The sequence below is a fragment of the Streptomyces sp. NPDC001108 genome, from assembly GCF_053598535.1.
The window spans coordinates 33,527-54,311 of sequence record NZ_JBSFKL010000008.1; the positions used below are offsets into that span (position 1 = coordinate 33,527).

20 protein-coding genes are annotated in these 20,785 nt (G+C 72.5%); 8 read left to right on the top strand and 12 right to left on the bottom strand.

Annotation, left to right across the window (positions count from 1 at the left end):
• Positions 1–174: 174 nt before the first annotated feature.
• From ACWC97_RS19140 to ACWC97_RS19155, 4 genes are all read right to left on the bottom strand, one after another.
• A complete protein-coding gene (locus ACWC97_RS19140) occupies positions 175–831 on the bottom strand; it encodes an aspartate/glutamate racemase family protein (RefSeq protein WP_352274507.1) in 657 nt (218 codons plus the stop codon).
• A gap of 43 nt (positions 832–874) precedes the next feature.
• Positions 875–1,837, bottom strand: a complete 963-nt coding sequence (locus ACWC97_RS19145) for an alpha/beta hydrolase (RefSeq protein ID WP_352274554.1) — start codon at positions 1,835–1,837, stop codon at positions 875–877.
• Positions 1,838–2,112: 275 nt separating this feature from the next.
• On the bottom strand, positions 2,113–3,255 hold the full coding sequence (locus ACWC97_RS19150; RefSeq protein ID WP_352274506.1) for a glycoside hydrolase family 3 N-terminal domain-containing protein: 1,143 nt from the start codon (positions 3,253–3,255) through the stop codon (positions 2,113–2,115).
• 189 nt (positions 3,256–3,444) lie between these two features.
• Positions 3,445–4,329: a GH25 family lysozyme gene (locus ACWC97_RS19155; protein WP_352274505.1), complete on the bottom strand. Its 885-nt coding sequence runs from the start codon at positions 4,327–4,329 to the stop codon at positions 3,445–3,447.
• Between the two features lie 504 nt (positions 4,330–4,833).
• Between ACWC97_RS19155 and ACWC97_RS19160 the strand changes: the two genes are divergently transcribed.
• Positions 4,834–5,700: a methylenetetrahydrofolate reductase gene (locus ACWC97_RS19160; RefSeq protein ID WP_450650440.1), complete on the top strand. Its 867-nt coding sequence runs from the start codon at positions 4,834–4,836 to the stop codon at positions 5,698–5,700.
• 60 nt (positions 5,701–5,760) lie between these two features.
• On the opposite strand, the gene ACWC97_RS19165 is transcribed toward ACWC97_RS19160, so the two are convergent.
• The 3 genes from ACWC97_RS19165 to ACWC97_RS19175 all read right to left on the bottom strand — a co-directional run bounded on the left by ACWC97_RS19165 (position 5,761) and on the right by ACWC97_RS19175 (position 9,003).
• The gene (locus ACWC97_RS19165) at positions 5,761–6,459 is read right to left on the bottom strand and encodes a L,D-transpeptidase family protein (protein WP_450650442.1); all 699 of its coding nucleotides are present in this window, start codon (positions 6,457–6,459) and stop codon (positions 5,761–5,763) included.
• Between the two features lie 133 nt (positions 6,460–6,592).
• A complete protein-coding gene (locus ACWC97_RS19170; RefSeq protein WP_450650444.1) occupies positions 6,593–8,404 on the bottom strand; it encodes a choice-of-anchor A family protein in 1,812 nt (603 codons plus the stop codon).
• Positions 8,405–8,532: 128 nt separating this feature from the next.
• The gene (locus ACWC97_RS19175; protein ID WP_450650446.1) at positions 8,533–9,003 is read right to left on the bottom strand and encodes a hypothetical protein; all 471 of its coding nucleotides are present in this window, start codon (positions 9,001–9,003) and stop codon (positions 8,533–8,535) included.
• A 327-nt stretch (positions 9,004–9,330) separates the two neighbouring features.
• Between ACWC97_RS19175 and ACWC97_RS19180 the strand changes: the two genes are divergently transcribed.
• The 3 genes from ACWC97_RS19180 (at position 9,331) to ACWC97_RS19190 (ending at position 13,768) form a co-directional block, all read left to right on the top strand.
• Positions 9,331–10,245 (top strand): AurF N-oxygenase family protein, encoded by a 915-nt coding sequence (locus tag ACWC97_RS19180; protein ID WP_352274501.1) that lies wholly within the window; start codon positions 9,331–9,333, stop codon positions 10,243–10,245.
• Between the two features lie 53 nt (positions 10,246–10,298).
• Entirely contained in the window at positions 10,299–11,948 is a 1,650-nt protein-coding gene (locus ACWC97_RS19185; RefSeq protein WP_450650448.1) for an FAD-dependent oxidoreductase, read from the top strand.
• Between the two features lie 203 nt (positions 11,949–12,151).
• Positions 12,152–13,768 (top strand): chitobiase/beta-hexosaminidase C-terminal domain-containing protein, encoded by a 1,617-nt coding sequence (locus tag ACWC97_RS19190; protein ID WP_450650450.1) that lies wholly within the window; start codon positions 12,152–12,154, stop codon positions 13,766–13,768.
• A gap of 51 nt (positions 13,769–13,819) precedes the next feature.
• Here ACWC97_RS19190 and ACWC97_RS19195 read toward each other — a convergent pair whose 3' ends face one another.
• Positions 13,820–14,347, bottom strand: coding sequence for a DoxX family protein (locus tag ACWC97_RS19195; protein WP_450650452.1), 528 nt, complete (start codon positions 14,345–14,347; stop codon positions 13,820–13,822).
• Between the two features lie 233 nt (positions 14,348–14,580).
• On the opposite strand from ACWC97_RS19195, the gene ACWC97_RS19200 reads away from it, so the two are divergent.
• The 4 genes from ACWC97_RS19200 (at position 14,581) to ACWC97_RS19215 (ending at position 18,838) form a co-directional block, all read left to right on the top strand.
• Positions 14,581–16,596: an FAD-dependent oxidoreductase gene (locus ACWC97_RS19200; RefSeq protein ID WP_450650454.1), complete on the top strand. Its 2,016-nt coding sequence runs from the start codon at positions 14,581–14,583 to the stop codon at positions 16,594–16,596.
• A 145-nt stretch (positions 16,597–16,741) separates the two neighbouring features.
• Positions 16,742–16,912, top strand: coding sequence for a CsbD family protein (locus ACWC97_RS19205; RefSeq protein ID WP_385213401.1), 171 nt, complete (start codon positions 16,742–16,744; stop codon positions 16,910–16,912).
• Between the two features lie 276 nt (positions 16,913–17,188).
• Positions 17,189–17,848, top strand: coding sequence for a histone protein (locus ACWC97_RS19210; RefSeq protein ID WP_450650456.1), 660 nt, complete (start codon positions 17,189–17,191; stop codon positions 17,846–17,848).
• 6 nt (positions 17,849–17,854) lie between these two features.
• Positions 17,855–18,838, top strand: a complete 984-nt coding sequence (locus ACWC97_RS19215) for an SRPBCC family protein (protein ID WP_450650458.1) — start codon at positions 17,855–17,857, stop codon at positions 18,836–18,838.
• Positions 18,839–18,855: 17 nt separating this feature from the next.
• Here the strand turns inward: ACWC97_RS19215 and ACWC97_RS19220 are convergent, their stop codons facing one another.
• From ACWC97_RS19220 to ACWC97_RS19235, 4 genes are read right to left on the bottom strand one after another with little or no spacing between them, the layout of a single operon-like run.
• Positions 18,856–19,254 carry a gas vesicle protein K gene (locus ACWC97_RS19220; RefSeq protein WP_450650460.1) on the bottom strand — a complete coding sequence of 133 codons (399 nt, stop codon included), beginning with the start codon at positions 19,252–19,254 and terminating at the stop codon, positions 18,856–18,858.
• On the bottom strand, positions 19,244–19,492 hold the full coding sequence (locus ACWC97_RS19225) for a gas vesicle protein (RefSeq protein ID WP_450650461.1): 249 nt from the start codon (positions 19,490–19,492) through the stop codon (positions 19,244–19,246). The genes ACWC97_RS19220 and ACWC97_RS19225 overlap by 11 nt, the downstream gene beginning before the upstream one ends.
• Entirely contained in the window at positions 19,489–20,301 is an 813-nt protein-coding gene (locus tag ACWC97_RS19230; RefSeq protein ID WP_450650463.1) for a GvpL/GvpF family gas vesicle protein, read from the bottom strand. The genes ACWC97_RS19225 and ACWC97_RS19230 overlap by 4 nt, the downstream gene beginning before the upstream one ends.
• Positions 20,298–20,765: a gas vesicle protein gene (locus ACWC97_RS19235; protein ID WP_450650465.1), complete on the bottom strand. Its 468-nt coding sequence runs from the start codon at positions 20,763–20,765 to the stop codon at positions 20,298–20,300. The genes ACWC97_RS19230 and ACWC97_RS19235 overlap by 4 nt, the downstream gene beginning before the upstream one ends.
• Between the last annotated feature and the right edge of the window lie 20 nt (positions 20,766–20,785).

A 20,785-nucleotide genomic window follows, 5' to 3' on the forward strand; every position in this document is an offset into this window, starting at 1 on the left:
GCGGAGGTTCCGGCACCGGTGCGGGCGGGCTCGGCATCGGCCCGGGGGTGGGCGCCGGCGGCACCGGGTCGGGGTACGGGTTGGTCATCGGGGCCTCCGAGGGGATCACGTGGTCGCGTCGTACGTCCCGTGTCCCTCCACCGTCCCCCGGGACGGCCGGGCGCGCCCGGTGGGTCAGCCCGTGCGGGTTCGGAACACCCGGTCCCGGGCCACGGCGGCGGCCGCGGCGGCGAGTCCCGGCCGGGGGCTGGCGAGCACCGGCAGCCGGGTGGCCGTCCGGGCGGCCGCCCCGGCCATGGACGCCTGGGCGAGCACGATCACCTCGGCGTCCTCCACCGCGTCCGCCGCGCCCGCGACCAGGTCCAGGTAGCCCTCGCGGTCACCGGCCTCGAACCGCTCCCAGGCTCCGTCCACCACCTCGGCGCGTACCTCGACGGGCCGGTCCCCCGCCTCCTCGGCGAGCAGCGCGAGGGTCGGTGCCAGCGTGCTGCGCACGGCCGCGAGCACCACCACCCGGTCGCGGGTGACGGCGGCGGCCGCCATCGGCCGGTCGACGCGGAGGACGGGGACGCCGAGCGGGGGCGACCACGCCTCGGCGACGGCGCCGATCGTGGAGCAGGTGCAGAGCACGGCACGGGCCCCGTCCGCGACGGCCCCGGCGAGCAGCGCCCCGATCTCCTCCGCCACCGCACCGGGGCCGGCCTCCCGGGCCCGGTCGAGCAGTTCCTCCCGTACCAGGTGGCGCAGGACGAGCCCGGGGTGGTCGGTGTCCCGGAGGGCGTCGAAGACCGGTACGTGGACCGGGGAGGTGTGCAGCAGCGCGAGGGTCACCGGCCGCACGCTACCGCCCCGGTCCGTGCACCGGCCGGTCGGATCAGCCGTCGGCCCTCAGGGCCCGGAGCAGCATCGGCAGCGAGGAGTGCAGTTCGCGCTGCCAGTAGGGCCAGCTGTGGGTGCCCGGTCCGTAGAAGTCGGTGACGACGTGCTTGGCGCCCGCGCGCTTCAGCCGGGCCGCGAGCGCCTGGTTCTGCCGGTGGAAGTCCGCCTCCAGCTCGCTGGTGCTGCCGGGCGGGTCCAGGGGGCCTGTGGTGCCGTCGCCGGACGACAGGAAGAGGGGCGTCCGGGCCAGGCTCCTGGCCAGGTGGAACGGGTCGTGGGCCGCCCAGATGTCGCGTTGTGCGACCGGGTCGCCCCAGACCCGCAGCGGGTCGTTGCCCTGGCCGGCGAAGAATCCGAGGATGCGCTGCGTGGACTCGTCGTCGAGCAGCGGGTGCACGGAGCCGGAGTACGCCGCGGCCGCCTTGAACATCCCGGGGTGCCGGGCCGCGTACAGCAGGGCTCCCTGACCACCCATGGAGAGCCCGGCCACGGCCCGGGTGCTGCCCGCTCCCCAGTCGCGTTCCAGGAGTCGGCGCAGTTCCCCGGTGTGGAAGGTCTCCCACGCCGGGTCGCCGCCCCGCCCGTGGTTCCACCAGTCGCTGTACCAGCCGTTCCAGCCGCCCTCGGGCATGACCACGAGGACGTCGCGCAGGCTGTCGGTCCGCGCGACGTCGGTCCGGGCGGTCCACGAGGTGTAGTCCCCGCAGCAGCCGTGCAGCAGCCAGAGTGTCGGCCAGTGGCGGCTGCGGTCCGCCGGGTTCCAGCCCTCGGGGGTGAGCAGCCGGACGTTGACGGTGCGGCCGCCGAGGGCCGGTGAGCGGACCGACAGGTCCACCTGCCGGTCGGCGACCCGGGTGACCGCGACGACCTCGGCGCCCCGGGCAGGGGCCGCCGCCCCGGCCGGTGACGCCTCGGCCGCGGTGGCGAGCGTCGGCGCGGCCGACGCGAGGGCGAGCATCAGTGCGGCGAGGACGAGCCGGAGGCGGGGCCGACGCGTTCTCGGCGGAACGGCCGGACGGGCGGCGCGCGCGCCCAAAACCCCGCGCGTGCCGGTCAACTTGCTGTTCACATGACTCCTTCGGAAGATCGGCCCCGCAACGGTGCGTGCGGTGGCGGCCACCGGTCAAGACATGTGCATGCCCAAAGGGTCCACCCGAGGGCACCGGTCCACTTCGCCACCGCGCGGAGAGCGGGGGCACGGGCGGCTCGGCACGGCGGCGAAGTGGCCGGTGGTCAGGCCAGCCCGGCGCGCAGGGCGTTGACGCGGGCGGCGGCCGCGTCGAAGGCGGCACCGTCGAGCGTGCCGTCGGTCAACGCCCGGCCGAGGGCGGTCACCGCGTCGTTCCCCTGGGCGACGTCGCGGGCCGAGCACAGCAACAGGTCCATGCCCGCCCCGGCGGCCAGTACGGCGCGTTCCGCGGTGCCGCCGAAGGCGCGCAGGGCCCCGGCCTCCAGGGCGTCGGTGACGGTCACGCCGGGGAATCCGAGCCGGTCGCGCAGCTCCCCGACCACGGCCGGGGAGAGGCCCGCGGGCCGGTCGGCGTCGAGCGACCGGTAGACGGCCCAGGAGAGCATGACGAGCCCGACCCCCGCCCCGATCGCCGCCCGGTACGGCGCCTCGTCGGTGGCGCGCAGGGTGGCCGCGGAGGTGGTGAGGGTGACCGGGCCCAGGTCGGTGTTCTGGTTGGTGGTGGCGGGGCCGAGGCCGGGGAAGTGCTTGGCGGTGGCGGCCACCCCGGCGTTCTGCTGCGCGGTGACGAAGGCCGCGCCGCAGGCGGCCACCGCCGCCGGGTCGCTGCTGTAGGACCGCTGGTACCGGTCGGTGAAGTCACCCGCCTTGCGGTACACGTCGAGCACCGGTGCCAGGTTGACGTTCATGCCGACGCCGGCGAGGTTCATGCCCGCGCCCTCGCCGGTGAACGCGGCCCGCGCCCTGGGGTCCGCGGAGGCGCCGACGGCCTTCGCGGACAGGACGGGCTCGCCGGGCAGGCGGCGCACCAGGCCGCCCTCCTGGTCGGTCATCAGGAGCAGTGGGGCCTTCACGGGGGCGGAGGCGTGCGCCTCGTTCATCGTCCGGACAACGCCCTCGATCTGGGTCAGGTTCTCGATGTTCTCGCCGAAGAAGATCACTCCGGCCGTGCGCCCCTCCCTGATGGCGTCCAGCAGGGCGGCGGGAGGCGTGAGCCCCGGGTAGGAGTGGATGACGCACTGCCCGGCGCGCTGGGCCGGGGTCAGCTCGGGCAGCCGCAGGCGGGCGCCCTCGGGCAGGCGCGGGGCGGCGCCCGCGCGGCCCGTCGCGCCCACCCCGCCGACCAGGGCCGCGGTCGTGGCGAGCAGGGCGCCGCGCCTGCTGAGGGGCCGTGGTGTCGCGGTCATGACGTGCTCCTTCGCGAACTGTCGTTGCGTCCGGCCGGAGAGGGGCCGGCGGGCCGGTCCCGGCCGTCCGCCGGCCGGTCGCGGCAGGGCTCCGGGCCGGAGCGGCTCGCACCGCCGCTCCGGCCCGGGTCGCCGGTGGTCCCAGGGTCACAGAGACCCGGGGCGGTCACCGGGTACCGACACCCGCCGTCACGGGGTGTTGTTGGCCAGGGCCAGCAGACGCGAGCGGTCGCCGCCGAAGCGGTCGCGGTCGACGTTCCCCGAGACACCGCTCACCGAGCCGGTGGAGCTGTACTGCCAGACGGTCCAGTACGGGAAGCCCGCCGGGATGGAGGGGTTGCTCGCGGTGGTCCAGTGGGCCACCCACAGCGGGCTGCGCGCGGACATGCCGCTCCAGCCGCCGGTGCAGGAGTTCCACCAGCTCGGGCTGGTGTAGATCACGACGTCGCGGCCGGTGCGGGCCTTGTACCTGTTGTAGAAGTCGAGGATCCAGGTCTGCATGGCGGCGGCCGTCTTGCCGTAGCAGCTGCCCTCGATGTCGAGCACGCCGGGGAGCGTCAGGTTGTCGCGGGACCAGGCGCCGCCGTTGCTGGCGAAGAAGTCGGCCTGCGCCGCTCCCCCGGACACGTCGGGCCGGGCGAAGTGGTACGCGCCCCGGATCACACCCGCGTTGTAGGCGCCGAGGTAGTTGGCGCTGAAGGTGGGGTCCTTGTACGTGGTGCCCTCGGTCGCCTTCATCCAGGCGAACTCGATGCCGGCGCCGCGGACCGAGCCCCAGTTGATGCCGCCCTGCCAGCTGGAGACGTCCACGCCCAGGGGGGTGGCCTGGATGTTCATGTCCGGCTTCGCGTCGAGGCGGAGCTGCCGGGTGTCCGGCTTGAAGTCCCTGCCGTCCTGGACATAGCCCACGCCCATGTACCCCTTGCCCTGCGGTACGGCGTTGTCCGACGCGTGCGGTGCGGCGGAGGCGGTGCCCGACAACAGACCGACGGCCAGGGCGAGGCTCGCACCCACGACGCCGGCCGAGGTGAGTCTTTGCTGTACGGATTTACGGGAAAGGCTCCGGGAGAACAAGGCTTCCTCCTGCTGGGTGGGGGGAGTGGGATGCAGTGGTGCCGCGTGGTCCTTCGTGCGGTGGATCCCACGGCGCCGGTGTACGGGCGGCGCCGTGATCGGCGGAGCTGCGTGCGTCCGGTCAGGAGGAGTCGGCCACGCGTTCCCGGCAGGGTCTACGCGCGTCCGATGACGCGAACATGACACAGTGAGCCACAGGAGGGCCGGTCCGGTAAACAGTTTTCCGTTCTGTTAGTGGACCAGACCAATACGCGCTCCGGTGAGCTGCGGGAACGCGCGGAGCCGGGCGGAAAATTTTTTAACCTCCGGAGGAAGTAGGGCTGTTGGTGCCTGGACCCACCGGATCGTCCGGGACCGGGACGGTCGCCCGGCCGGCGCCCGCGCCCCGTCGACGGGCCGCACCCCGGGGCCGGCCGCGCCGTGGCGCCGTCCGCGCGGCGCGGCCCGCCCCCACGGCCGTCTCCGGGCTCTTGTTATCCTCCCTCGGCCCCCGACAGGAGCACGATGAACCCTCACAGCCCTTCCACCCCGGCGACGCACCCGTCGCTGCTCGACGACTTCTCCCTCGAAATGACCGGCAAGGACGTACCGGGGCTGGAGGAGGCCGCACACCTCGTCCCGCCCGGGACCCGGATCAACGTGACCTTCCTCGGCAACGAGGACCAGGAGGCGCGGCTCGGGGCGGCCCTGGCCGCGAAGCGCCTCGGGCTCCGCCCGGTACCGCACATCTCCGCCCGCCGGCTCACCTCCCGGGCCGAGTTCGAGGCGTTCCTCGGCGGTCTGCGGTCCGGCGACGCCCACACCGACGTCTTCGCCGTGGGCGGCGACCCCGCCCGCCCGCAAGGGCCCTACCCGGACGCCCTCTCCCTGATCGAGTCCGGTCTGCCGTCCGCCTACGGGGTCCGGAACATCGGGATCGCCGGGTACCCGGAGGGCCACCCGGCCATCGCCTCCGACGTGCTGTGGGCCACCCTGCGCAAGAAGAGCGCGGCCGTCGCCGACCAGGGGCTGGGCGCCGACATCATCACCCAGTTCGGCTTCGACGCGGATCCAGTGCTGGCCTGGATCGAGCGCGTCCGGGACGAGGGCATCACCCTGCCCGTCCGGGTCGGCGTCCCGGGACCGGCCGGGGTGCGGCGGCTGCTGAACTACGCCAAGCGGTTCGGCGTGGGCACCAGCACGTCCATCGCCAGGAAGTACGGCCTCTCCCTCACCAACCTGATGGGCACCGCGGGCCCGGACCGGTTCCTGCACACCCTGGCCGAGGGGTACACCCCGGCACGGCACGGCGAGGTGAAGATCCACTTCTATACGTTCGGCGGACTCCGGGCCACCTCCGAGTGGGTCGCCGGATTCACCGGCGGAACGTGACGGCGCCCCGGGCCACTCGCGCCCGGGGCACCTCGGCGGACCCACCGCCGGGTGGACCGCTCAGGAGCCGGTGCCCGGCTTGACGCCCCAGACGTAGACGGCGTCGTCGAGCTTGAGCAGGTCCCACAGCTTGGCGGCGTCCTCGACGGTGAGGTTGACGCAGCCGGCGGAGCCGCCGCCGTCGAAGAGGTCGCCCGGATGTCCGTGCAGGGCCTGGCCGCCGTCGAAGAACTGGGAGTACGGCATGGGGGCGTCGTCGTACAGCGAGGAGACGTGGTCCTTGTCGCGCCAGTAGATGGAGTGCCAGCCGGGCCGGGTCTCCTGGGACTGGCGCCCGGTGCGTATCGGGACCGGGCGGAAGTCGATCCGCTTGTTCGTCTGCACCCACAGCAGTTGCCGGTCCATGTCCACACAGGTGACCCGGTAGGTGCGGACCGGGCAGTGCCCGGCGGCGTTCGGGTCGTCGGCCGCCTGGACCGCGAGCATGTAGCGGTACGTGGACAGATCCGCGTACCCGTCGGTGCGGGGCAGCTCCTGCTTGGCCTGGAACGTTCTGATGGCCTCACAGTCCGCCTCGGACTGGATGCCGTCGACGGGGCGGCCGAGGTACTTCTCCAGCTCCCGCTGGTAGGGGCCGGTCGGTGCGGTGCACCCGGCGGAGGGGGCGGGAGCCGCGGCGGCGGGGGCCGCGAGCGCCACGGACGCGAGGACCGCCGCGGCGGCGGCGGTCGCGAGGGCGGATATGGGGGCAGGACGCACGGGGCGAACCTCCTGGCGGACGTGGGGGGACCGTTTCCGCCAGTGAAACAGCGCACCGGTCCGGCCGCCCTGTTGTGGTGGCCGAACCGGTGACCGCCCCGGTCGCCCGGGGCGGTCGTACGCCGTATCCGTGTCAGCAGGACTTGCCCTTGCAGGGCTCACCGCGCTCGTTGGAGAGTTCGACGTGCACGCCCTCGGCGCTGTTGGCCTCGGTCACCGCGTAGGGGCCGAAGACCGGGTTCTCGGGCAGCTCATAGCCCTCGGGCACGGCGGTCTCCAGCAGGTAGTAGTCCCCGAGCGGCAGGTCCGGGAAGGTGCACAGCCCGGCCCGGTCGGTGGCGCAGCCGGGGCCGAACCGGGTGTCGGGGTCGGCGCCCGTGGTCTGGAGGCCGGCGATGCCGTTGGTCTCCTTCCAGCTCTCGAACACGGCCCCGGGCAGCGGCCTGCCGTCCTTGCGGTCGGTCTTGGTGAGGTGGATCGAGCCGTGGTTGTGCGGCTCGACGGCGCTGACGTCCCGGGCCTCGGCCTGCACGCCCCGGCTCGCGTTGTCCTCGGTGAGGACCAGCGGACCGAAGACGTCCGGGTCGGGCAGTTCGTAGCCGGGAGGGGCGGCGGTCTCACGCCAGTAGTACGTGCCGAGCGTCGTGGTGACGGAGCAGCGCCCGTCGGCCGCCGTGACGCAGGTGGTCACCCGGGTGTCGGGGGTGGTTCCACCGGTCTGGAGCCCGGGGAGGCCGTTGCTCTCCCGCCACAGCTCGAAATGGGCGCCGGGCAGGACGTCCCCGGTGTCGGCGTCGGTCTTGAGGATCCGGACCTGGCCGGTGACCATGGGCACGCCGGAGCAGTCGGGCAGGTCGCCGTCGAAGGGGTAGGCGTGGAACTCCTGGCCGCCACCGCCGCTCGCGAGGCTGGTGTGGGTGAGCGAGCCGGTGGTGAAGAAGCGGCCGTTGACCCCGGCCATGGTCACCGTCGTCATGGACGACTGGTCGCCGATGAGGAAGCTGCCCTGCATCTGGCCGATGCCCTGGAGGCGGACGGTGGTGGCGTCGGGGATGTTCCACAGCAGCCGCTCGCGCAGCGCGTTGAGCGGGTCGTCGCTGTCGTCGATGGCGCCGCTGTAGGTGTTGACGGTGCGGTTGGCGCCGACGATGTTGACGAGAACGGTGGCGTCGGCGGGGATGTTCTCGAAGACGATTCCCTGGGGGCCGCCGCCGGGTGCGGTCAGGTCGAAGTCCACGTTGAAGACCTGGAGCGCGGATCGGCCGTCGCCGTGGAAGACGGTCTGCCCGCCCTCGTTGACCGCCGTTCCGGTGGCCTCCCGGGGGCGCCCGTCGACCCGGGCGTAGCAGCGGCTGGCCGCGGTCAGGTCGTCCCGCAGCCCGGCGTACGGCACGGCGGCGTCCGGGTCGTGGACGAGCCGTCCGTCCACCGTTCCGGATTCGGTTCCGGCGTACCGTGCGACGCCGGGTTCCTCGATGACCCCGCCGGTGAGGTCGAGGCGCTGGCCCGGGGCCACCGTCAGGTTCCCGCCGGTGGTCAGGAAGTCCGCGCCGGGGGACGGGGGGACCCGGGAGCCGACCCCGGCGATCCCGAGGTTGTACAGGCTGCTGGCCCCGGCCTCCTTCTGCTGGTCGAAGTTGTCGAGCACGACCACGCGGCCCTCGGCCTCCGCGGCCCGGCCCCGTACCAGGAAGTCGTCGCCGACGAAGACGTTGACGGCGTCGTCGCGGCCGGCGAACGGACCGTTGCCGACCCCGGGGAACGGGTCCGGACAGGAACCGGGTACGCAGGGGCCGAGGCCGCCGGGGAGCGGCGCCGCCTGGGCGGGCGCGGCACCGATTCCGAGGGTGAGCACCGGCACGGTCGCCACGGCCACGGCCAGGGCCGTACCGGTGCTTCCGACTCGGACGCGCAGCGCGCCGAAGCGTTGGGAGATACGTCTCATGAGGGCATGTTCGATCTCCCACCGGCACCGGATGCCCGCGTGACACGGAGCACTGACCGGATCTCGCGATCGATCTCAGTCGAACGGCGTACGCCGGGCACGGCGGGTCGTGTCCGCCGGGGACGGGCTCATTCCCCGGACTCCGGCCCGCTCCCGGGCGGGGGCGCCAGGATTACCGGCCAGTCCTCCTCCGCCTCCCCGGCGTCCGGCGAGCCGCCCGGTTCCTCGGTGAGGAGCACGGTGGCGGGGGCCGCCCGCGCGTACAGCTCAGGGTCCGCCTGGGTCTCCGCGCGCAGGATCAGCACCGCCTCGGGGTCCACCGCCGAGCGGTCGGGGAACTCCGCCGGGTCCACGCCCGTACGCGCCAGCACGGAGGCGTACACCGCGAGGCCGACGGTCAGGCGGTGGCCGTCGAAGGCGCGCTCGGCCCAGCCGTCGGTGCGCACCAGGTAGAGCACGCCGTCACCCTCGTAGCAGTGGTCGCCGAGCCGGGCGGCGACGCGCTCGCCGGGCGTCCCGTCCGGGTCGACGTGGAGGGTCACGAAGGGCGTCGCGTGCTCGTCGGGGTCGACGCCGGTACGGACGTGGAGCCGGGCCATGAGCGGGCCTCCGGTGAGAAGTGGGGCGGGCGGTGCCCAGTACAGCACGGTCCACCGACAGCCCGGTCCGGCGTACCGCCCGGCCGACGGGGAATCCTTCAACAGGGCGGATCGCGCAGCGGGTTGACGCCCATGGGTCCGCACCGGAACCCGATCCTCCGCGACCGCCGGGCCGGAGATCGGGTGACCGGATTCCGTCCAGGGGGTAGGCCCGCACCGTCCTCTTGCTATACGTTCCGTCTAACAGCTTGCTAGACGTGACGTCTAACAAGGGAGCGAGGCGCCCGGCGAGCGCCGAGTCGATCAGTCGAATCGAGGAGCCGCACCATGGCAAGCAGCACCGTTCGGCCGCAAGACCAGGACCGGTTCGACGAGAACGACGTCGCCCGGCGCCTGCTCGCATCGTCGGCGAAGCTCTCGTACGACCCGGCCACCGAAGTGGACTGGAACACCCCGCTGGACAAGGAGTTCCACGGCGCGAGCCCGGAGTGGAGCACGCTCTACGGCACCTCGTACTGGGCCGAGATGACCGAGGAGCAGCGCAAGGAGCTGACACGCCAGGAGGCCGCCTCGGTGGCCAGCACCGGCATCTGGTTCGAGATGATCCTCCAGCAGATGGTGCTGCGCGACATCTACACCACGGATGCCACCGATCCCCGGTTCCAGTGGGCTCTCACCGAGATAGCGGACGAGTGCCGGCACTCCATCATGTTCGCCCGCGGGGCGGCGAAGCTGGGTGCTCCGGCGTACCGGCCGCGCCGCGCGGTGGTCGAACTCGGGCGGGCCTTCAAAACGCTGGCCTTCGGCGAGGCGGCGTACGCGGCGATCCTGGTCGCCGAGGAGGTCCTCGACGTCATGCAGCGCGACTGGATGCGGGACGAGCGGGTCGCTCCGTTCGTCCGCACCATCAACAACATCCATGTCGTCGAGGAGTCCCGGCACATGAAGTTCGCCCGCGACGAGACCCGCAGGCGGCTGCGGAACGCGGGTCCGGTGCGGCGGCAGATCCACGCGTTCGTGATCGCCGTGGCGTCCTACTTCATCGTCACCAGCATGGTGAACCGCGAGGTCTACGCGAACGCCGGGCTCGACGCCCGGCGCGCCCTCGCCGAGGCCTCCGCCAATGAGCACCACAAGTCCCTGATGCGGTCGAGCTGTTCGGGGCTGATGGAGTTCCTGGCCTCGGCCCGGCTCCTCACCCGGCCCGCGCTGGCCCTCTACAGGCGCGCCCACCTGATCTGACCCGTCCCGACCCCGAGAGAGCCGATCCGAGCCGAGCGACCCGAGCCGACGAGATGACCTACGCGATCACCCAGACCTGCTGCAACGACGCCACCTGTGTCGCCGTGTGCCCCGTCAACTGCATCCACCCGACCCCGCAGGAGCGTGCCTTCGGCAGCACGGAGATGCTGTACGTGGACCCGAGGGCCTGCATCGACTGCGGGGCCTGCGCCGACGCCTGCCCGGTCGACGCGGTCTTTCCGGTGGACTCGCTGCCCGAGGGGCAGCGGGAGTACGCCGCGATCAACGCCGCGTACTACGCGGGCCGGGAGCCCGAACCGGCCGACGAGGGGCCCAACTTCCATCACTGGGACGCGCCTTCGTTCGATCGGAGCCTGCCCTCGGACTTCGGGCCGATCCGGGTCGCGGTCGTCGGCACGGGACCGGCCGGCATGTACGCGGCCGAGGACCTGCTGCTGCACACCAACGCAGAAGTGACCCTGGTCGACCGGCTGCCGGTGGCCGGCGGGCTCGTCCGGTACGGCGTGGCGCCCGACCACCCCTCCACCAAGAAGGTCGGCGAGACCTTCGCCCGGTTCCACGCCCATCCCCGGGTGCGGATGCTTCTGGGCGTCGAGATCGGCAAGGACGTCACCGCCGCCGAGCTGGCCGCCCACCACGACGCGGTGGTCTACGCGGTGGGCGCCTCCACCGACCGCCGGATGAACATCCCCGGCGAGGATCTGCCGGGCAGCGTCTCGGCCACCTCGTTCGTCGCCTGGTACAACGCACACCCCGAGGCCGCGCCGGACCCGGTCGCCCTGGACACGCCCCGGGTGGTCGTGGCGGGCAACGGCAACGTCGCCCTCGACGTCGCCCGCATCCTGGTCACCGACCCGGACACGCTGGCCGCTACGGACATCGCGGACCACGCGCTCGCGGCGCTGCGGGCCTCGAAGGTGCGCGAGGTGGTGCTGCTCGGGCGGCGCGGACCGGAGCACGCGGCGTACAGCGCCTCGGAGCTGCTGGCCCTCAAGCGGCTGCCCGGGGTGGAGCTGGTGGTCGACGACCGCGACCCCCGGACCGGTGGCACGATCGACGAAGCGGCCGCGGACGACCGGGCGGCGCTGCTGCGCGGGGTGCGCCGGGAGACGGTCGACTGGTCGGCCGCGCCCGGCCCGGGGCGGCGGATCGTGCTGCGGTTCCACTCCGCCCCCGTGGAGGCGCTGGGCGACGAAGCCGTGCGGGCGGTGCGGGTGACCGATGGGCGGGAGGAGTCGGAGATCCCCGCGGGCGTCCTGCTGCGGGCGGTCGGCTACCGCGGCGTACCGGTCGCGGGCCTCCCGTTCGACGAGGGGACCGGCACCGTTCCGCACGAGCGCGGCCGGGTGGCGGGCATGCCGGGCACGTACGTGGTCGGCTGGATCAAGCGCGGGCCCTCGGGCGGGATCGGCGCCAACCGCACCTGCGCCGCCGAGACCGTGGGCACGCTGCTGGCCGACGCGGTGGCCGGCCGGCTGTCGGCGCCGACGCCCGCGCCGAAGGAGTTCCGGAAGCTGGCCAGGAGCCGTAACCGCCAGGTGGTCGACGCCCGGGGGCTGGCCGCCATCGACCGGGCCGAGCTGGCCCGGGGCCGCGCCGAGGGACGCCCCCGGGTCAAGCTCGGCACGGTGCGGGAGCTGGTCGCGGCGGCGCGGGGCGGCCGTCGGCGCACATCGGGCTGACCGGGCACGGGATGGGGCGTCGGGGCCGGAACGGGCTCGCCGCCCCACAGACGTTCATGATCGCTTCATCCAGGCGCCCACCGGGCCGCACCAGAGGCTGACCCACGGCACCTAACTTCTCTAATTCAGACCGGTTATCCACCCGTCACCCAACCGGTCCGGAAATCCGGAGCGGGCTTTCGGACCGGGGAACAGGGACCCCCGTGAGATTCATCCCCCTCGCCGTCGCCGCGACGTCCGTCGCGCTGATCGCCCCGACCGCCGCGCAGGCCGACTCCCCCGGCACGCGCACCCCGTCCGCCCCCGCCGTCACCGTCCCGGGCGGACGGTACGAGCACGCGGTCGAGGTCAGGTTCCAGGCCGAGCGCGGCACCACCGTCCGCTACACGCTCGACGGCACGACCCCGACCCGCGACAGCAGCGTCTACTCCCCCGGCCGCCCGCTGCGGATCGCCAAGGACACCAACGTCACCGCGGTCGCCTTCCACGGCAACCGGAGCAGCGTCCCGGTCTCGTACGGCTATCTGATCAAGACACGGGAGAAGCCGCTCGCCCGGCTCGTCGTCATGTCCGACGTGCACGTCGGCAGCCACAAGGACGCGGACCGGAAGTACGAGAGCTTCTTCGACACCATCGGCTCGATCTTCCCGGAGCCCGACGCGATCCTGTCCAACGGCGACATGATCAACGACAACGGCGACGGCAAGGGCCCCGACCACCGCATCGTCTCCGAGATCTTCCAGGCCAACCTGGCCCGCAAGGGCATGACCGGCACCCAGCTGCTGATCTCCAACGGCAACCACGACGCGAGCCTCGCGGCGATCCGGGCCGGCTACCCGGCCACCTGGTTCCCCGACTCGGGCGGCGGCTACTACGAGTCCGAGGTGAAGGGCGTGCACGTCCTCACCGTCAACACCGAGACGTACGACTCCGACACCGCCCAGCGCGGCTGGCTCAGGAAGCGGCTCGCCGCGATCACCTCGGCCCCCGGGGCCCGGGACAGGCCGGTCCTGGTCCAGGGCCACCGGCCCACCACGGGCACGACGATGGACGGCCAGCAGGCGGCCAACCCGCGGCTCGCCGAGGACCTGGGCGCCTTCCCGCAGGCCGTCCTCTTCTCGGGCCACTCGCATCTGAACGTCAACGACGACCGTTCGATCCACCAGCGCGACTTCACCTCGGTCAACGACGGCTCGATGTCGTACGTCGAGGTCGACCACGGCTACCAGGCGGTCACCGAGAACGGTCTGGCCGACCGCTTCGAGACGCCCACCGCGCAGGCGCTCTTCGTCGAGGTCTACCGGGACCGCACGGAGATCGCGCGGGTGAACATGGCCGCGGACAAGCACGACATCTACACCGGCGGAAAGTGGTCGGCGAACTGGCAACCGCCCTACGCCAGCGCGGGCACCCTCGCCGGGTCCACCTGGACGGTGCGACTGAAGGGCTCGACGAACAAGGAGATCAAGGAGAACTTCCGCTACACGGACACCACGCGCAACACCGTCGCGCCCGCGTTCACCACGAGCCGCCCGCTGTCCCGGGTGGACGGCGCCCAGGGGGGCACGGCCCTGCGGATCGCGCAGGTGCGGGACGACCAGATGGTGCACCACTACACCGTCGACATCACGGACGCCTCGACCGGCGCCCCGGTCGTGTCGTCCAAGGTCCTCTCGGACTACACCTTCATGCCCCGCCCGAACACCCTCGACATCCCGGTCCCGGGGGCGGTCCCCGGTGGCCGGTACGTGGCCCGGGTGGTCGCCGTCGACGCGTACGGGAACGCCTCCCCGGCCGCGTCCCTGACCTTCCGGGGATAGCCGTGCCGCCCCGGCCCTCCGGGCATGGCCGGGAGGGCCGGGGTCGGGCCGTCAGGTGGCGTCGGGATCCACCGCGGCCCGGCCCCTGGCACGCCTGCCGACCACGGCCGCGGCGGCGACCGCGCTACCCGCGAAGGCCAGGGCGACGGTCCACGGCCGGTTGAGGACATGCCCGGTGACATGGTCGAGGGAGCAGCGGCCCGGCCCGATGAGGCCGATCGCGGCGGCGGTGAAGCCGAGGAACGCCGGGTACTCGTAACCGCCGCCCTGCGCGAAAAACCCGGCGGGCGCGTGGACGGCCACGGCCCCCGCCATCGCCCCGGCCGCCGCCGCGCCGGCGGCCGGGGTGGCGAGGCCGAGGGCCAGCAGCGCGCCGCCGCCCGCCTCGCCGAGCCCGGCGGCGACCGCGCTGTGCTTCGGCGGGTGGAATCCCATCGCCTCCATCGCGGCGGTGGTCCCCTCGATGCCCCCGCCGCCGAACCAGCCGACCAGCTTCTGGGTGCCGTGCGCGGCCAGTACCGCACCGGTCCCCACGCGCAGGACGAGCAGGCCGAGGTCACGTCGGTCGAAGCAGGGCATGAGGTCTCCACGGGGGTTCGGGCCGGCGGACGCGGGCGGGCCGCGCGCCCGACCGGCCGGGACGGTCGTGGTTCCACTCTCCGTGGCGCGGGGCGCCGGCGGGCCGTGCTGCTGGGCCGTCCGGGCGACGGGCGCGTGTCCGGCGGTGAGACCCACGCCATTGTGCAACTTGTTGCACAGCGGTGTTCCGGTGGATTACAACTGGCGGAACCGACCGCGCGAGGAGCCGCCGCATGAGCCCGTACCCGAATCTGCTGAGCCCGCTCGACCTGGGGTTCACCACACTCCCCAACCGGGTCCTGATGGGCTCGATGCACATCGGCCTCGAAGAGGCGGAGAACGGCTTCGAGCGGATGGCCGCCTTCTACGCGGAGCGCGCCCGCGGCGGCGTCGGCCTGATGGTCACCGGCGGCATCGCCCCCAACGAACGGGGCTGCTCCTTCCCCGGCGGGGCCATGATGACCACCGAGGCCGAGGCCGAGCGGCACGCCCTGGTGACCTCGGCGGTCCACGCGGCGGGCGGCCGGATCGCGATGCAGATCCTGCACTTCGGCCGGTACGCGCACCACCCCGGGCTGGTGGCGCCCAGCGCGATCCAGGCCCCGATCAGCGCCTTCACCCCGCACGCCCTGACCGACGACGAGGTGGAGGAGACCGTCGAGGACTTCGTCGGGGCCGCCGTGCTCGCCCGCCGGGCCGGGTACGACGGGGTCGAGATCATGGGCTCCGAGGGCTATCTGATCAACGAGTTCATCGCGTCCGCCACCAACCACCGCACCGACCGCTGGGGCGGCTCGTACGAGAACCGCATCCGCTTCCCGATCGAGATCGTGCGGCGGGTCCGGGAGCGGGTCGGTGCGGACTTCATCCTGATCTACCGGCTGTCGATGCTGGACCTGGTGCCGGGCGGCTCGTCCCTGGAGGAGGTCGTGCACCTCGCCCGGGAGATCGAGGCGGCCGGCGCCACGATCATCAACACCGGCATCGGCTGGCACGAGGCCCGGATCCCCACCATCGCCACGTCGGTGCCGCGCGGCGCCTACACCTGGGTCACCGAGAAGGTGCGCAGCGCGGTCTCGGTGCCGGTGGTGACCAGCAACCGCATCAACACACCGGAGGTCGCCGAGGAGGTCCTCGCCTCGGGCCGGGCGGACCTGGTGTCGATGGCGCGGCCGTTCCTGGCCGATCCCGACTTCGTCGCGAAGGCGGCCGCCGGCCGCGCCGACGCGATCAACACCTGCATCGGCTGCAACCAGGCCTGCCTGGACCATGTCTTCAGTGGCAAGGTCACCTCCTGCCTGGTCAATCCGCGCGCCTGCCACGAGACCGAGCTCGTTCTCGCACCGACCCGCACGGTGAAGCGGGTGGCGGTCGTGGGCGCCGGGCCCGCCGGTCTCGCCTGCGCGGTCTCGGCGGCCGAACGCGGGCACACGGTGACGCTGTTCGACGCGGCCGAGGAGATCGGCGGCCAGCTGAACGTGGCGCGCCGGGTTCCCGGCAAGGAGGAGTTCGACGAGACGCTGCGCTACTTCACCACCCGCCTCCGCGAGGAGAAGGTGGAGCTCCGCCTCGGCGCACCGGTCACGGCCGAGGAACTGGACGGCTTCGACGAGGTGGTCCTGGCCACCGGAGTCACCCCGCGCTCCCCCGGCATCCCCGGCCAGGACCACCCCAGCGTGGTCGGCTACCTCGACGTGCTGCGCGACGGGGCGCCGGTCGGCGACCGCGTCGCGATCATCGGGGCGGGCGGGATCGGCTTCGACGTCGCCGAGTTCCTGACCGGCCCGAGCGAGGCGGCGGGCCGCGACGCGGAGGCGTTCTTCCGGCAGTGGGGCGTCGACACCGACTACCGCGAGCGGGGCGGACTCGGCATCCCGGAGCACCCGAGGAGCCCGCGCACCGTCCACCTGATCCAGCGCCGGACCGGCAAGGTCGGCGCGAACCTGGGGAAGACGACCGGCTGGATCCACCGCACCGAGCTGCGCCACCGCGGCGTCACGACGATCGCGGGGGCCGTCTACGACCGGATCGACGACGAGGGACTGCACCTCACCGTCGACGGCGAGCTGCACGTCCTGCCCGTCGACACGATCGTGCTCTGCACGGGCCAGGAACCGCGCCGCGACCTGTACGAGGAGCTGCGCGCCGCGGGCCGCACCGCCCATCTCGTCGGCGGCGTCGACGTGGCGGCCGAGCTGGACGCCAAGCGGGCGATCCACCAGGGCACGGAACTCGCGGCCGCGCTGTGACTACTCGGTCCGGTGGGGCGGGGCGCTGCCCCCGCACCACCGGATCCGGCTCGCGCACGTGGCCCCCGGCTTCCCACCGCGCCGATGCCTCCGGCAGGAACTACGTTGGAATGAGAGCCCGAAACAGTCCGTCGGAGGAGTCGCGATGGCTCACGGAAGCGGCAAGGACAAGATCAAGGGCAAAGCCAAGGAAACCCTGGGCAAGTTGACGGGAGACCGTCGAAAGGAAGCCGAGGGAAAGGCCGAACAGGCAAAGGGCGCGATAAAGAAGAAGATGAGTGGCGGCCATGACCGCACCCCGCCGACCGCTCCGTAGTCGTGCAGCACCACCATCGTTCCGCCGCGTGACCGGAGAAGTCCGACGGGCGGACATCACAGGACGGCCCGCGCGCCCCTCCGGGAAGTGCGGGCCGTTCGCGGCTCCGGCCCAGCTACTCCTCGCTGCGGGTCTCGACCCAAGGGAGTGCCCGGAAAAGCGTGGGCCCCTCTCGCATTGACCAGCGAAGGCGCGGTCGACGGCACGAGCGTGGAACAGCGGAACGGGGATCCGCGCCCACCGGCTCCCCGACGCCTTTGAGAGGGTGAAGCACCCATGACCGAAGTCAACAGGCTGTTGCTCGCTGGGGCACTGGCAGGGGGTTACGTACTGGGGCGGACCAAGAAGGGCCGCCTCGCGCTCACCGTCGCGTCCTACGCGGCCGGCCGCCACTTCGGGGTCGAGCCGGTGAAGCTCATGAGCGAGGGCGCGCGCAGGCTCGGCGAGATCCCCCAGGTCGCGGATCTAGGGGACCAGCTGCGGGGCGACCTGATGACCGCCGGCCGCGAAGCCGTTTCCGCAGCCGCCGGCCGCCGCCTCTCCTCGTTCGCGGACTCCCTCCACGAGCGGACTCTTGAGCTGGAAGGCCGCAACGAGGGGGAGGACGACGAGGAAGAAGAAGAGGACCGGGACGACGAGGACGACATCGCCCGGGACGAAGATGAGGACGAAGAGGAGGAACCGGACGAGGAACCCGCCCCCGAGGCCCGGAAGAGGAAGTCGCACACCAGCGGCACCTCGGGAAGGAAGTCGGAGGGGCGTGCGGCCGGAGCGGCCGGTCAGCGGAAGGCGGGCGGCCGCAAGCAGCGGGGCGCGGCGGAGAAGACCGCGCCGTCCAGGAAGCCCGCGGCCAAACGGAAGACTGCCGGGAGGGCCGCGCCGGGGAAGCGGGCTTCTGCGGAGAAGACCCCACCCCACGCCGAGCGCCGGAGGTGACGAGTCATGGCACAGCGGCACGAAGAAACCCTGGATTCGGGCTTCGACCGGTTCCGCGACGAACTGGCGGACTACCTGGCCGCTCGCGTCGGAGACCTGGCGGAGAAGGCGGGAGACAAGCTGTTCGACGTGACCGACCAGCTCACCGAGGTCGGCAAGCACGGCGGTTCGCTGTTCCGGGTGGGTGCCGGACTCCTGGCGGGCAAGTCCCCCGTCAAAACCGTCCTCTCCGAAACGGCGAAGAGCGTCAAGGACACGGTCATGGACAAGGCGGGCGGCCTTCTCGGCGGCAAGGGGAGTTCCTCGGGGGACGCCAAGGTCACCAACATCGTCGAGGTGATCGATGTGGGAGTCCCGCTGCGCACCGCCTACGACCACTGGACCCGTTACGAGAAGTTCAGCAGCTTCACCAAGGGCGTGCGCAGCGTCTCGGCAGCCGACGAGACCACGAGCGACTGGAAGGCGAAGGTCGGCCCCTCGACCCGCGGCTGGAAGGCGACCGTCCAGGAACAGGTACCGGACGAACGCATCGTCTGGACGTCGGACGGCGCCAAGGGCACGACGCGGGGCGCCGTGAGCTTCCACGAACTGGCTCCCGGCCTGACACGCATCGTGCTGGTCGTCGAGTACTACGCGTCGGGATTCTTCGAGAAGACGGGCAACCTCTGGCGCGCCCAGGGCCGCAGGCTGCGGCTGGACCTCAAGCACTTCCAGCGTCACGTCACTCTCACCGACGAGGAGCCCGACGGCTGGCGCGGTGAGATCCGTGACGGCGAGGTCGTACGAACCCACGAGGAAGCCGTCGAGGACGAGGAAGCCGAGCGGGACCGCGAGGCGGAGCAGGCGGACGAGCCGACGGACGAGAGCGAGGAGGACGAGCCGGACGAGGCCTGGGAGGACGACGCGGAAGAGCCTGCGGACGAGGAAGAAGAGGAAGAGGAAGAGCCTCCGGACGAGGAGGACGAGAAGGAGGACAAGGGGTCGGCCTGAGCGGCTTGACCAGCCCCTCACTCGCTGCTGGGGGGCAACAGGGTGCCCAGCGGACCGAGGTCCAGGTTGAGGTCGCTCATCGAGAGGTCGTACCGGGCACAGAGTTCGGTCATCCGGTCGTGCAGGATCATCAGCGTCGCGCCCAGTCGCTCCTCCTGTTCGGCCGTGAGGTCTCCCGCGTCGACCCTGTGCAGGGCCTGACGTTCCATGAGCTGCCGCAGCAACTCGACCACGGTGAGCACGAGTTTCATCAGATCGCGTTCGACCGTGTCGGGATCCGTGGTCACCCTGCGGGCCGGTCGGCGGCTGGCGCGGTGCGGTGGCTCCTCCCGCGGAGGCAGGGACCCGAGGGCGCGGTCGGCGGCCTCGGCGACTTCGGCGACACGGTCGTGCGGCCGCCACTCTTCACCCGTCATCGTCCACTCCCGGCGATGCGGCGGCGGATCCCCACGGTACGGGGTTCCGCTCGCTGACGGACACGATCAGTGAGCGCAGGGAGATGCGCACCAGATCGACATCGGCGATCGACAACACGATGTCCCCCGTGAGGACGGCGCCTCCGGTGAGGAGCCGGTCCAGCAAGTCGATCAGCGCCACCTGCCGGTCCGGGAGTGGTACGTCCGACGGGACGGACAGGCCGCCCATGGACGTCATGGCGCCCCTCCCGGTCCGTCCTGCGGCACGTCGGGAGCCGTCGCGAACGAGTACGGGGCCCACGGGCCCGTGATCTCGACGCGCACCCCCTCGAACCCCTCGGCCGCCCGACCCACCTGGGCCCGGAACTCGTCGGTGCATCGTGCCGGGACCAGATAGGCGTCGTTACTGACGTTCTGTCCCGTCCCCGGTGCGATCCCGCCCTGCTGCGGCCGGTGTCTGGCCCGCCCCACCGCGTAGGGCCGCGCGGCGGATTCGATGCGTTCGACGACTTGTCCGGCGCGGCGGTAGGCGCCCTCGCGGGCGTTCCGCTGGACTCTGCGACGGCTCAGGTAGGCCCGTCCGGGCCCCGTTGCCTCGGCATCGGGACGTCCTTCCGGATCCTCCGGCGCCTGGTCGTCGACGTAGACCTTGACGCCCCATTCGGCTCGGGAGGCCAGGGCGTCGAGCCGGGAGCCGAACGCGTCGCGGCCGTCCCGGAGGACGGAACGCACGCGCTCGTCGTCGCGATACAGCGTGACCAGCCGCAACGGCAGGACGGTGGTGTGTCCAGCAAGTGCCTCGACCACCCGGTGGTGGGCCCTGGCCGTGGACTCCAGCCAGTCCAGGTCCTCCAGTCGGAGCCGCAGAGCTTCCTCCCCGAACTCCTCTTCCGGCACCGGGCTGACGGCGATCACCAAGGTGTCGCGGTCCGTCGGGCGCACCAGGTGCACCGGAGCTCCGGAGACCCCGGAGAGACCGGTCAGCGCCCGCCCCAGCGCCCCGTCGTCGCGGGCGACCGCGTACGCGTAGCTGATGGCCGTGATCATGGCTCGTCCCGGTCATCGGTCCGGCGGCGCCGAGCTCGCCGTTCTGCCCGTTCCTGGCGGCGATCACCGCGGGTAACCTCCTCGGCGGACTCGTCCCGGCCGTCCTCCGTCAGCGGTTCGGCGCCCCGGCGCAGCGTCTCGATCTCGGCGCGCAGGCGTCTGTTCTCGTCGGAGAGCGAGCGGTATCCGTCATGGGCCCGGGAGGAGAGCGACGGGTCGTGCTCCCACCAGTCGATTCCCATCTCCTTCGCCTTGTCCACCGACGCGACCAGCAGACGCAGCTTGATGGTGAGGAGTTCGATGTCCAGGAGGTTGATCCGTATGTCGCCCGCGATGACGATCCCCTTGTCCAGGACCCGCTCCAGAATGTCCGCGAGGTTGGCCGAGGTTCCCTGGCCGTAGGGTCCGTACGGGGTGGACCGGGACGGCAGGTCTCCCAGGCTCCTGGCGACGGGTTCGGTCACAGCCGCTGCACCTCGTTTCC